This is a genomic window from Halomonas huangheensis, from assembly GCF_001431725.1.
Lineage (GTDB): Bacteria > Pseudomonadota > Gammaproteobacteria > Pseudomonadales > Halomonadaceae > Halomonas > Halomonas huangheensis.
Genome location: NZ_CP013106.1, coordinates 2119642 through 2134229, shown reverse-complemented (window position 1 = coordinate 2134229; position 14588 = coordinate 2119642). Strand labels below are relative to the sequence as shown.

Genomic DNA, 14588 nt, shown 5'->3' with positions numbered 1-14588 from the left:
TTGAGCATGATTACTACAGCTTACCCAACCTTTCCCAACCGTGGGTAGAAGTGTCATTGTTCAGCGCGCTTCGCCACTCACCTCAACATCGACACGACGATTGGGTCGTAAACAAGCCTTCAGCCCTGGCGTGCTCCGATCCCCCTCACAATGCGTCACTGGCTGACGTTCACCGACACCGCGACTCTGCATTGTCATTGGTGCGATTCCATTACTGACCAGGGCTGAACGGACCGTGGCAGCGCGCCGCTCAGACAATGCCTGATTATAAGCATCGCTGCCCAATCGGTCCGTGTGGCCTACGACCATGACGCTGGGCTCGACGAAGTCGTCACGAATACGCCCGGCCAGATCGGCTACCCGCTGCTGCCCTTCATGCGATAACTGGGCGCTATCGAAATCAAAAAGCGTATCGGCAGATAGTGTCATTCGGGTCGGCTCGCTCTCTTGGGGCTCAAGCAAGGCGGCACAGCTCGACTCACGCCAATGCATGCGCTCGGCCAGCATGTCAGCATCGAATTGCACCTGATACTGGCAGGTCATGTAATGGCCATTCCCCGTGGGCAACTGGAAGATATAGTTCCACTTACGCACACCAACCAGTCCCTCGGAAAAGTGCGGGCGCCCAAGCAGATCATAGAGTTGGTCCTTGGATAGCCCCGCCTGCATCTTGCGCAGATTCTCGATATTGACGTAGGTCCCCTCTTCCATCCATGCATCTTCAGGGTCAGGAAAGATCACTTGCTCTTCGTCTCCGGCCTGGGGGGGGCTCTCCCCCCCAGTATGCCCACTGGTGACACAACCTTGTAGACTCAAGAGCGACAAGCCGACTCCCCCCAACACCAGTATCGTTCTGCAATAATCTAGATACTTCATAGTCACTCTCTAGTCGATTACCAGTGGAAACCCACACCGACACCGGCACCAAAGTTACTCTGCGTGTCACCTGTGGCATTAAGCTTTACTGCCCAACGTCCGTTATCAGAAAGACGAGACACCCCTACGGCCATTGCTGATTCACCGTTATAGGTGCCCGCCCCCGCCGCCACCATGCTTTTGCCTGGCAGATAAGCTTGCGGTACAGAGGCAGCAGCAAGAGCACTGGCCGTACCCGCGTTGGCCTGGTCTTCAACATCATCGATACGATTGTTGAGACTACCGAACTGCTGACTGAACTGCTGATTCAGTTCCTGCAGCTGTCCCACGTTAGCCGCATCAGTCGGCGCGATGCCAGGCGCAACGTTATGGATCTGCGTCGGTGTTCCTTTCTGACCAAGCGTCACCGAACTGTAATCCACGCTGCCGTCCGAGTGGCGATCATAGTTCACCGAGCCTGCCTGCACCGATTTCAGTTGGCGCACGTTGACCGCATCCGTGGCTTCAGTACCACCCGCCACATGGGTGATCTGGCGCTCACCGCCTTGACTACCCACTGAAACCGCACCCTGTGTCGAGGCGACAGATTCGTTGGAGAAGGCTTCCTCTGCGCCATTCATCCCTTCGCGAGTTGCCTGCGAGCCAGCCCCCAGGGCCACCCCGCCGTCGCTCTCGGCTCGAGCTCCGTTGCCAACTGCCACGCTGTTATCGCCAGCGGCCACGCTCTCCGGCCCCATCGCCACGCTCTCGGCACCCTCAGCACGCGCAGCCGCTGCTTCAGAGTTGGCCTTGAAGTACTTTGTCTCGCCTGTTGTGAGGCTGTTGTTGATCTGGTTCTGAACCGCCCAAAGCTGGCTGCCGTTGACCACGTCACTACTGCCTTCAGACACTTCACCGTCCGCCAGATTAGTGATTGTGGTTCCTTCTCCACCCGCCAGGGTAACCGATTCATAATTGACGCTACCGTCGTCGTTGGTATCGTACTTCACCGCCTGATCGGCCAACTCCCCAAGGTCGTTGCTGATGTTACTCACATCACCCTCGACATTGGTCACTCGGTCACCAAGCACACTGACGTCTCCCTCGACATCCCCCACTCGGTTATCGATACTCTCCACTGCCTGATTGGTGGCATACAGCTGACTGCCATTTACCGCATCGGTGCTGTCGGCCGAAATTCGCCCTGCCGCTACGTGAGTAATAGTGCGTTCGGCACCGGCGGTGCCCACGCTGAGCGTGCCGATCGGTGCAGCCCCGGCAAAGGTATAAGTCTGACCTCCGATAGTAGTACCGGCGGTTCCGACTACTGCATCAGTTGTTGATGCAGCGCCGAGCGCTACACTGCCGGCTTCGCTGGCTGTGGCACCAGCGCCAATGGCGATGGCACCATCAGCCGTGGCTGTAGCATCCACCCCCGCGGCAATGGCGTTCGCGCCTGTCGCACCGTCGTTGGCGTAGTTGCCACTTTGGGTGCCGCCGTCGTTGACGCTGTAGTAGTGCACCTGCTCCCCTTCCAGGGCTTGCTGGGCTTCCCACAGCTGACTGCCATTCACCGCATCGGTGCTGGCTGCATTGATATCACCATCAGCGACCCCAGATATCTTGCCACTGCCACCGTCGTTGATGGTCACATCGCCGAACTGCGGCGCATCCGCCATCTGCAGTTGGATGGCACCGGTGTCCGGATCGGTCACCGTCTTCAGATTGGTGCCACTGAAGGTGCCATCGGCACTCGCCTCGCCGGTCACTGCCAGAGTCTGGCCCAGGTCACGATGGACGCTATCGCCCTCGTTGCCCGAGAAATTCATACCCGCGGTGGTCAGATCATTTCCGGCGTCATCGACATACTGCTTGTTGACGATGTGGGTCTCTTCGGTGATCGGGCCGTCGTAGTACGCCTCGTTGTTGACCACCGAGAAGTTATCGCCCAGGAAGGTGTCGCCATTGACCGTGGTATCACCCTCGACGGTCAGGCTGTTGGCGATCGTCACATTGTCCGACAGAGCGAAGTTCACGCGCTCGACACCGTCCGCCCTGGTCTCTCGGGTGATATCCAGGTTGTCATCATCGTTGTCCAGATGGACCTCCCCCCCCGGTGCCACGTTGCTGGCCGTCCCATTCCCGGCTCTCAGCTCCCAGCCGGTGTTGGCCACCTCGCTGACGTCGTTGAGCTGACTGACGTTGACCGCATCGTTGTCCTCAGTGCCCGCCGTGACGCCGGTGATCCTGCCGGTGTCGCCGTCGTTGATGGTCACGCCGCCGAACTTCGGCGAATCGGCCAGTTGCACCTCGATGCCGCCTGCTTCGGTCGCCACCGTCTTGATGTTGTCCGAGGAGTAATCGCCCGTCGTCTGTGCACCACCGATAATCGGCAGCTCCTCGTTCAGATTACGCGTGAGGTACTGGCCGTTAGCCGTACCGGTGTTGTCGTTGCCCGAGAAACGCAGGCCATCATTCTCCAGCGTCGCCACGGTGTGGTTGTTGCCGTCGCCATCTTCATAGCTCAAACGCGTCACGTCGGTGTCATCGGCCACCACATCGCCCGGCTCGATGGTCGGACGCAGGGTCAATTCTGACGTCTGGCCGTCGGCGCCGGCCGGCCCCCTCAGGCCGATGGAGCCGTCCGAACCGTCGATGCCAACCCCCGTCTCGCCATCCGCGCCATCGATGCCGATGTAGCCATCTTCACCGTCGGCGCCGTCGGCACCCGGCCCTCCTACGCTCAGGTCACTGGACAGGCCAAGCTGCAGTTCGCCGTTGGCGTTGTCCGCTGTCGTGGTGATATCACCATTCGGATCGTAGACCTTGATGGTCTGGCCCAGGTCCTCCTTGACCTCGACATCACTGGCATCGGCCAGGCCAAAGCCTCCACCCGCGCTGGCATCGCCTTGATCGTCGACATACTGCTTGTTGACGATGTGGGTCTCTTCGGTGATCGGGCCGTCGTAGTACGCCTCGTTGTTGACCACCGAGAAGTTGTCGCCCAGGAAGGTGTCGCCATTGACGATGGTGTCACCATTGACCGTGGTATCACCCTCGACGGTCAGGCTGTTGCCGATCGTTACGTCGTCAGCGAGATCAAAGGTCACCTCTTCCTCAGCACCATCGGTGGCGTTCTTGGCGATCACCAGGTTGCCGTCGGTATTGCTCAAGTCCACCGTGTTGCCCGGCGCCACATTGGTGCCATCGGCGCCCTCGGCAGTCAGGTTCCAGCCGGTGTTGGCCACCTCGCTGACGTCGTTGAGCTGACTGACGTTGACCGCATCGTTGTCCTCAGTGCCCGCCGTGACGCCGGTAATCCTGCCGGTGTCGCCGTCGTTGATGGTCACATTGCCGAACTGCGGCGAATCGGCCAGTTGCACCTCGATGCCGCCCGCTTCGGTCGCCACCGTCTTGATGTTGTCCGAGGAGTAATCGCCCGTCGTCTGTGCACCACCGACAATCGGCAGCTCCTCGTTCAGATTACGCGTGAGGTACTGGCCGTTAGCCGTACCGGTGTTGTCGTTGCCCGAGAAACGCAGGCCATCATTCTCCAGCGTCGCCACGGTGTGGTTGTTGCCGTCGCCATCTTCATAGCTCAAACGCGTCACGTCGGTGTCATCGGCCACCACATCCCCCGGCTCGATGGTCGGACGCAGGGTCAATTCTGGCGTCTGGCCGTCGGCGCCGGCCGGCCCTCTCAGGCCGATGGAGCCGTCCGAACCGTCGATGCCAACCCCCGTCTCGCCATCCGCGCCATCGATGCCGATGTAGCCATCTTCACCGTCGGCGCCGTCGGCACCCGGTCCCCCTACGCTCAGGTCACTGGACAGGCCGAGCTGCAGTTCGCCGTTGGCGTTGTCCGCTGTCGTGGTGATGTCACCATTCGGATCGTAGATCTTGATGGTCTGGCCCAGGTCCTCCTTGACCTCGACATCAGAGGCATCGGCCAGGCCAAAGCCTCCACCCGCGCTGGCATCGCCTTGATCGTCGACATACTGCTTGTTGACGATGTGGGTCTCGTCGGTGATCGGGCCGTCGTAGTACGCCTCGTTGTTGACCACCGAGAAGTTATCGCCCAGGAAGGTGTCGCCATTGACGATGGTGTCACCATTGACCGTGGTATCACCCTCGACGGTCAGGCTGTTGCCGATCGTTACGTCGTCAGCCAGATCGAAGGTCACCTCTTCCTCAGCACCATCGGTGGCATTCTTGGCGATCACCAGGTTGCCGTCGCTGTTGCTCAAGTCCACCGTGTTGCCCGGCGCCACATTGGTGCCATCGGCGCCCTCGGCAGTCAGGTTCCAGCCGGTGTTGGCCACCTCGCTGACGTCGTTGAGCTGACTGACGTTGACCGCATCGTTGTCCTCAGTGCCCGCCGTGACGCCGGTAATCCTGCCGGTGTCGCCGTCGTTGATGGTCACATTGCCGAACTTCGGCGAATCGGCCAGTTGCACCTCGATGCCGCCCGCTTCGGTCGCCACCGTATTGATGTTGTCCGAGGAGTAATTGCCCGCCGTCTGTGCACCGCCGACAATCGGCAGCTCCTCGTTCAGGTTACGCGTGAGGTACTGGCCGTTAGCCGTACCGGTGTTGTCGTTGCCCGAGAAACGCAGGCCATCATTCTCCAGCGTCGCCACGGTGTGGTTGTTGCCGTCGCCATCTTCATAGCTCAAACGCGTCACGTCGGTGTCATCGGCCACCACATCCCCCGGCTCGATGGTCGGACGCAGGGTCAATTCTGGCGTCTGGCCGTCGGCGCCGGCCGGCCCTCTCAGGCCGATGGAGCCGTCCGAACCGTCGATGCCAACCCCCGTCTCGCCATCCGCGCCATCGATGCCGATGTAGCCATCTTCACCGTCGGCGCCGTCGGCACCCGGTCCCCCTACGCTCAGGTCACTGGACAGGCCGAGCTGCAGTTCGCCGTTGGCGTTGTCCGCTGTCGTGGTGATGTCACCATTCGGATCGTAGATCTTGATGGTCTGGCCCAGGTCCTCCTTGACCTCGACATCACTGGCATCGGCCAGCCCAAAGCCTCCACCCGCGCTGGCATCGCCTTGATCGTCGACATACTGTTTGTTGACGATGTGAGTCTCTTCGGTGATCGGGCCGTCGTAGTACGCCTCGTTGTTGACCACCGAGAAGTTATCGCCCAGGAAGGTGTCGCCATTGACGATGGTGTCACCATTGACCGTGGTATCACCCTCGACGGTCAGGCTGTTGCCGATCGTTACGTCGTCAGCGAGATCAAAGGTCACCTCTTCCTCAGCATCATCGGTGGCATTCTTGGCGATCACCAGGTTGCCGTCGCTGTTGCTCAGATCCACCGTGTCGCCCGGCGCCACATTGGTGCCATCGGCGCCCTCGGCGGTCAGGTTCCAGCCGGTGTTGGCCACCTCGCTGACGTCGTTGAGCTGGCTGACATTGACCGCATCGCTGTCCTCAGTGCCCGCCGTGATGCCGGTGATCCTGCCGGTGTCGCCGTCGTTGATGGTCACATTACCGAACTGCGGCGAATCGGCCAGTCGCACCTCGATGCCGCCCGCTTCGGTCGCCACCGTCTTGATGTTGTCCGAGGAGTAATCGCCCGTCGTCTGTGCACCACCGATAATCGGCAGCTCCTCGTTCAGATTACGCGTGAGGTACTGGCCGTTAGCCGTACCGGTGTTGTCGTTGCCCGAGAAACGCAGGCCATCATTCTCCAGCGTCGCCACGGTGTGGTTGTTGCCGTCGCCATCTTCATAGCTCAAACGCGTCACGTCGGTGTCATCGGCCACCACATCGCCCGGCTCGATGGTCGGACGCAGGGTCAATTCTGGCGTCTGGCCCTCGGTACCGGCCGGCCCTCTCAGGCCGATGGAGCCGTCCGAACCGTCGATGCCAACCCCCGTCTCGCCATCCGCGCCATCGATGCCGATGTAGCCATCTTCACCGTCGGCGCCGTCGGCACCCGGCCCTCCTACGCTCAGGTCACTGGACAGGCCAAGCTGCAGTTCGCCGTTGGCGTTGTCCGCTGTCGTGGTGATATCACCATTCGGATCGTAGACCTTGATGGTCTGGCCCAGGTCCTCCTTGACCTCGACATCACTGGCATCGGCCAGGCCAAAGCCTCCACCCGCGCTGGCATCGCCTTGATCGTCGACATACTGCTTGTTGACGATGTGGGTCTCGTCGGTGATCGGGCCGTCGTAGTACGCCTCGTTGTTGACCACCGAGAAGTTGTCGCCCAGGAAGGTGTCGCCATTGACGATGGTGTCACCATTGACCGTGGTATCACCCTCGACGGTCAGGCTGTTGCTGATCGTTACGTCGTCAGCCAGATCGAAGGTCACCTCTTCCTCAGCACCATCGGTGGCGTTCTTGGCGATCACCAGGTTGCCGTCGCTGTTGCTCAGATCCACCGTGTCGCCCGGCGCCACATTGGTGCCATCGGCGCCCTCGGCGGTCAGGTTCCAACCGGTGTTGGCCACGTCGCTGACCGCGGCCAGCTGATCCTCGGTGGCCGCCTGCCCGGAGGTGAAGCTATCCGGGTCGAAGGTCAGGTTGCTCAGCTCGTTGATGGTGCCGCCACCCCCGGTATTGACCGTCACATCGCCGAAGGTCGGCTGATCGGTCATCACGATCGCGAGCCCATCCGTGCCATTGGCCACCGTGCTGATATTGGTGTTGCCGCTGGCATCCGCACCGCCATTCAGGTTAAGCGTCTGCCCCAGATCGCGGTGCACATCGGTACCGCTGTCGCCGGAGAAGTTCAGCCCCTGATCGGTCAGGTTCTGATTGACCAGATCCAACTGCTCCTCGGTGGCTGCTCGGCCTTCCGTCGCGAAGCTGGGATCGGTGAGTGTGGTGTTGGACAGGCCGGTGATCTCGTCGCTGGTGCCGTCCAGATTGATATTGCCGCTGGTCACGCCACCCGCCATCATCGCCGTGGTGGTGGTACCGTCGGTGACCGTGGTGCCGGTGGCCGTGGTGCTCGCCACATTGCCCGTGCCATCGTCCACCGTCAGGCCGTTGGTATCGAGCAGGCTGTCGCCCGCGGTGACGCTATCCACCGTGATGTCGTCGGCCAGATCGAAGGTCACCTCTTCCTCAGCACCATCGGTGGCGTTCTTGGCGATCACCAGGTTGCCGTCGGTATTGCTCAGATCCACTGTGTCGCCCGGCGCCACATTGGTGCCATCGGTGCCCTCGGCGGTCAGGTTCCAGCCGGTGTTGGCCACCTCGCTGACCGCGGCCAGCTGATCCTCGGTGGCCGCCTGGCCGGAGGTGAAGCTATCCGGGTCGAAGGTCAGGTTGCTCAGCTCGTTGATGGTGCCACCACCACCGGTATTGACCGTCACATCGCCGAAGGTCGGCTGATCAGTCATCACGATCGCGAGCCCATCCGTGCCATTGGCCACCGTGCGGATATTGGTGTTGCCGCTGGCATCCGCACCGCCATTCAGGTTAAGCGTCTGCCCCAGATCGCGGTGCACATCGGTACCGCTGTCGCCGGAGAAGTTCAGCCCCTGATCGGTCAGGTTCTGATTGGCCAGATCCAACTGTTCCTCGGTGGCCGCACGACCTTCCGTCGCGAAGCCGGGATCGGTGAGCGTGGTGTTGGACAGGCCGGTGATCTCGTTGCTGGTGCCATCCAGGTTGATATTGCCGCTGGTCAGACCTCCCGCCGTCATCGCCGTGGTGGTGGTACCGTCGGTGACCGTGGTGCCGGTGGCCGTGGTGCTCGCCACATTGCCCGTGCCATCGTCCACCGTCAGGCCGTTGGTATCGAGCAGGCTGTCGCCCGCGGTGACGCTATCCACCGTGATGTCGTCGGCCAGATCGAAGGTCACGTCTTCCTCAGCACCATCGGTGGCGTTCTTGGCGATCACCAGGTTGCCGTCGGTATTGCTCAGATCCACTGTGTCGCCCGGCGCCACATTGGTGCCATCGGCGCCCTCGGCGGTCAGGTTCCAGCCGGTGTTGGCGGTCTGGTTGACCAGATCCAGCTGCTCCTCGGTGGCCGCACGACCTTCCGTCGCGAAGCTGGGATCAGTCAGCGTAGTGTTGGACAGGCCGGTGATCTCGTTGCTGGTGCCGTCCAGGTTGATATTGCCGCTGGTCACGCCACCCGCCATCATCGCCGTGGTGGTGGTACCGTCGGTGACCGTGGTGCCGGTGGCCGTGGTGCTCGCCACATTGCCCGCGCCATCGTCCACCGTCAGGCCGTTGGTATCGAGCAGGCTATCGCCTGCGGTGACGCTATCCACCGTGATGTCGTCGGCCAGATCGAAGGTCACCTCTTCCTCAGCACCATCGGTGGCGTTCTTGGCGATCACCAGGTTGCCGTCGCTGTTGCTCAAGTCCACCGTGTCGCCCGGCGCCACATTGGTGCCATCGGCGCCCTCGGCGGTCAGGTTCCAGCCGGTGTTGGCGGTCTGGTTGACCAGATCCAACTGCTCCTCGGTGGCCGCACGACCCGCAGTGGCGAAGTCGCCGGCGCTCAAGTCGGTGTTGGACAGGCCGGTGATCTCGTCGCTGGTGCCGTCCAGGTTGATATTGCCGCTGGTCAGGCCTCCCGCCATCATCGCCGTGGTGGTGGTACCGTCGGTGACCGTGGTGCCGGTGGCCGTGGTGCTCGCCACATTGCCCGCGCCATCGTCCACCGTCAGGCCGTTGGTATCGAGCAGGCTATCGCCTGCGGTGACGCTATCCACCGTGATGTCATCGGCCAGATCGAAGGTCACCTCTTCCTCAGCACCATCGGTGGCGTTCTTGGCGATCACCAGGTTGCCGTCGCTGTTGCTCAGATCCACTGTGTCACCCGGCGCCACATTGGTGCCATCGGCGCCCTCGGCGGTCAGATTCCAGCCGGTGTTGGCCAATTGCTCAACGGCCTGGAGCTGGCTGATGTTAACGGCATCAGTGTCTTCCGCGCCGGCGGCCACATTGGTAATACGGCGCTCGCTACCGGCATCCCCCACGGAAATCTCACTGGCAGCCGTCGGCGCAGCCACCGCAATCGGGTTACCCGCCGCATCAAACGGTTGATACCCAGCACTACCCAAGGTGCTGCCATCGGCTACCGAACCAGAACCGAGTGCCACGCTATCGACAGCACTAACGCTGGCACCACTCCCCAGTGCCACACCGTTCGCTGCGCTGACCGAGGTGGCATTACCCAGAATCATGGCGCCATCCGCTCCGATACTGTTGTCGTTGCCTATCGAACGGAAGCTGGAAGCGCCCGTCGCCGTGTTACCCGAGCCATGAACCCCTGAAGGACCATTGGCACCAACGGTATCCAACGTGTTGTTATCGCCAACGACACTGAGGGAGTCGCTCGCGATCACCTGGTTGCCAGCACCAAAGATCCCCAGGTCACCCGATGAGCCAGAAACGGTATTACTTCTACCGACAATGAACGAGTTGCTGGAACCCACTACCTCGTTCTGACCGCCCATGATACTGACCCCAAACGACCCGCTGGTTACCTCATTATCGATGCCATAAATCCCGACAGCTGTACCGCCGTCCACCGTATTGTTGGCACCGATGGAAGATATATATATTGAACCGGTAATGGTATTTCCACCACCGAACGTCGTGGTTCTGGTGCTGTTGGTAATCGTATTATCAACACCTACGACAGTGTTTTTCTCAGTTGGAACGAGCGGTGATAGCGGGTAACTTCCCGAAACCGTATTTCTCAGGCCGATGGCCGAACTGTCAGTGCTAGCAACGCTATTGTCATAGCCCACAGACGTACTATTTTCCCCCGAAGCTTCTGCATCCACGCCTGCCGCCAAGGCATTGATGCCGGTGGCGCCATCGTTGGCGTAGTTCCCTCCCTGGGTACCGCCATCATTGACGCTATAGTAGTGAGCCTTGTTCTCGTTGAAGTAGTCGAGATTGACTGCATCGCCCCCATTCGTTGGCCCGCCGACATTGGTGATCTTGTCACCACCCATGTCGATGCCGTTGTCATTGATCGTCGGGCCGTTGTTGATGGTCAGACTGTTGCCGATCGTCACATCGTCGGCCAGATCGAAGGTCACGTCTTCCTGAGCACCATCGGTGGCGTTCTTGGCGATCACCAGGTTGCCGTCGCTGTTGCTCAGATCCACTGTGTCGCCCGGCGCCACATTGGTGCCATCGGCGCCCTCGGCGGTCAGGTTCCAGCCGGTGTTGGCGGTCTGGTTGACCAGATCCAACTGCTCCTCGGTGGCCGCTCGGCCTTCCGTCGCGAAGCTGGGATCGGTGAGCGTGGTGTTGGACAGGCCGGTGATCTCGTTGCTGGTGCCGTCCAGGTTGATATTGCCGCTGGTCACGCCACCCGCCGTCATCGCCGTGGTGGTGGTGCCGTCGGTTACTGTCAGGCCATCGGTATCGAGCAGACTGTCGCCCGCAGTAACACTGCCATTGGTGCCAAGGTCGATATCTTCGGCAAGTTGCAGCTCGAGGGTGTCGGTGCCATCACCAACCACGCCGATATTGCCACTGGTCAACGTGCCCGCGGCACCGCCAGTGACGTTGAGGGTCTCACCAAGCTGACGATCGACGTTGCTGCCGCTGTCACCCGCGAAAGTCAGCGGGGTAGTGGCGAGATCCTCCACACCTTTCAACTGCGCCACATTGACCGCGTCACTGTCTTCGGTTCCCGCCGCGACTCCTGTGATCTGACGGAACACCCCGCCACCGGCATCGCCCACCGCCAGCGCCCCGGTAGTACTCTGGGTCGCGGCAATGCCCGCATCCAGGCCATCGGCGGCACCCGTGGCCGGGTTATAACCCGCAACGCCCGCACTGGTATCGGCAATCGAACCGTTGCCCAGCGCCACGCCCTCAGCCACGGTGACATCCGCGCCATTACCGATCACGAAGGCATCCGCTACATCGACATCGTTGCCATTACCGATGATACGGCTGCCATCGGCATCAGCGTCGAGGACGTTGTCATTCCCGAAAGTACCGGCATTATCGACAGCAATGGTGTTGTCGTTGCCCAGCGAATAGGAGCCATTCCCGGTGATCGTGGTCGGGTCGCCGATCGCACCGGAGTTGTCGCCATCCACCTGGTTCCCGGTCCCAATGCTGATGGCCTGCAAACCATTGGCCTGCGCGCCCGAGCCAATCGCGATGGCGTCGTCAGCCGAGGCCTGCGCCCCGTTACCAATGGATACCGTGCGGTCAGCCTCTAGCCGAAGCGAGGGATCGGTACCACGTCCAGCACCCGTGCCAAGGGCGAGATTATTGTTACCTTCCACGTTCTGGCCCGCCGAACGGCCGTATGCGGCATTGCCGTTGCCGGTAACGTTCTGGCCTGCCATGAATCCGGTGGCCACATTGAAGCTGCCGCTATCTCCACGCCCTTGGCCCGCAAATCCGCCGATAGCAATGTTGTCTCGACCACCGATGCCAGCATTGTCACCCGCACCATCACCGATCATGACGTCACGAAGCGCGGACGCTTCGGCACCACTGCCCATCGCGATGGCACCATCCGCCGTTGCCGACGCATCCACACCCGAGGCAATCGCATTGATGCCAGTGGCGCCATCGTTGGCGTAGTTGCCGCCCTGGGTGCCGCCATCATTGACGCTGTAGTAGTGAGCCTTGTTCTCGTTGAAGTAGTCGAGATTGACTGCATCGCCCCCATTCGTTGGCCCGCCGACATTGGTGATCTTGTCACCACCCATGTCGATGCCGTTGTCATTGATCGTCGGGCCGTTGTTGATGGTCAGACTGTTGCCGATCGTCACATCGTCGGCCAGATCGAAGGTCACGTCTTCCTGAGCACCATCGGTGGCGTTCTTGGCGATCACCAGGTTGCCGTCGCTGTTGCTCAGATCCACTGTGTCGCCCGGCGCCACATTGGTGCCATCGGCGCCCTCGGCGGTCAGGTTCCAGCCGGTGTTGGCGGTCTGGTTGACCAGATCCAACTGCTCCTCGGTGGCCGCTCGGCCTTCCGTCGCGAAGCTGGGATCGGTGAGCGTGGTGTTGGACAGGCCGGTGATCTCGTTGCTGGTGCCGTCCAGGTTGATATTGCCGCTGGTCACGCCACCCGCCGTCATCGCCGTGGTGGTGGTGCCGTCGGTTACTGTCAGGCCATCGGTATCGAGCAGACTGTCGCCCGCAGTAACACTGCCATTGGTGCCAAGGTCGATATCTTCGGCAAGTTGCAGCTCGAGGGTGTCGGTGCCATCACCAACCACGCCGATATTGCCACTGGTCAACGTGCCCGCGGCACCGCCAGTGACGTTGAGGGTCTCACCAAGCTGACGATCGACGTTGCTGCCGCTGTCACCCGCGAAAGTCAGCGGGGTAGTGGCGAGATCCTCCACACCTTTCAACTGCGCCACATTGACCGCGTCACTGTCTTCGGTTCCCGCCGCGACTCCTGTGATCTGACGGAACACCCCGCCACCGGCATCGCCCACCGCCAGCGCCCCGGTAGTACTCTGGGTCGCGGCAATGCCCGCATCCAGGCCATCGGCGGCACCCGTGGCCGGGTTATAACCCGCAACGCCCGCACTGGTATCGGCAATCGAACCGTTGCCCAGCGCCACGCCCTCAGCCACGGTGACATCCGCGCCATTACCGATCACGAAGGCATCCGCTACATCGACATCGTTGCCATTACCGATGATACGGCTGCCATCGGCATCAGCGTCGAGGACGTTGTCATTCCCGAAAGTACCGGCATTATCGGCAGCAATGGTGTTGTCGTTGCCCAGCGAATAGGAGCCATCCCCGGTGATCGTGGTCGGATCGCCGATCGCACCAGAGCCATTTCCGGACACGGTATTACCGGTACCGATGGAGATGGACTGTTCGCCGCTGGCGACGGCGCCGGTGCCCAGAGCCAGGGAGTTTGGACCGGATGCCTGGCTGCCGGAACCTGCGGCAAAAGCATTTTCAGCAGATGCTTCGGCATTACTGCCGATTGCTATGCCGCTCGTTGCAGTTGCACTCGTGAAAGCCTCACGCCCCAGGGCAAGACTGTCGATTCCTGCCGCAACAGCCTGACCACCAACCGCCAGGGAATTGTTGCCTTGAGCATCGGAAAGTACACCGATGGCGACCGAGCTCTCTCCTGTGGATGTAGCCTGCCCACCGATAGCAGTACCCTCGAAGGCCGCCTGCGTGGCATTACCGATTGCCACGGCCTGATTGGCGGAAGCTTCGGCGGTCGTGCCGATTGCTACCGATTGGATGCCTGACGCTGCGGCATCGCGGCCAAATGCCACTGCATCCTGCTGACTGGCTACCGACCGAGTACCAAAGGCCAACGAGTCGATACCTAGTGCCTGGGTACTATCCGTTGTATGATCCCGGGACGTATCAGCTGAACCAATTGCAATGGCTCGCGCACCTGACGCCAGCGAAGACTGACCCATAGCCACCGAGCCATTACCTAACGCAGATGATACATTGCCGAATGCGATAGCATTGTTTCCAAGCGACGCCGACTCACGCCCCACTGCCATAGCGGCCCAGCCGGTCGCCACCCCTCGATTGCCAAGCACCACATTGTTATTGCTTCCCGCATAGGAATAGGCACCAAGCACCGTCGAAACACCGTGATTAGTCTGTGAGGACTCAGCTATCGAGCCGGCACCAATAACCACAGACGCTCTGGACCTTGCTTCGGCATTAGTGCCAATAGCCACCGCGCCGAATATAGTCAAGTCATTGGAATAGTCGATAGGCAATCCAAGTCCGATCACATTAGGATTATTCCAATACAGAGT

2 protein-coding genes are annotated in these 14588 nt (G+C 61.0%); both read right to left on the bottom strand.

Features of this window, described 5'->3' with window-relative positions; all coding sequences use genetic code 11:
- Positions 1-60 precede the first annotated feature (60 nt).
- Positions 61-876 (bottom strand): OmpA family protein, encoded by an 816-nt coding sequence (locus tag AR456_RS09400; protein WP_081694576.1) that lies wholly within the window; start codon positions 874-876, stop codon positions 61-63.
- A gap of 17 nt (positions 877-893) precedes the next feature.
- Positions 894-14564: a YadA-like family protein gene (locus tag AR456_RS21725; protein WP_269465165.1), complete on the bottom strand. Its 13671-nt coding sequence runs from the start codon at positions 14562-14564 to the stop codon at positions 894-896.
- Between the last annotated feature and the right edge of the window lie 24 nt (positions 14565-14588).

What these genes read in the sequence shown, in the direction of transcription:
- AR456_RS09400 (WP_081694576.1), bottom strand. Translation starts at nt 876, where the DNA reads ATGAAGTATCTAGATTATTGCAGAACGATACTGGTGTTGGGGGGAGTC.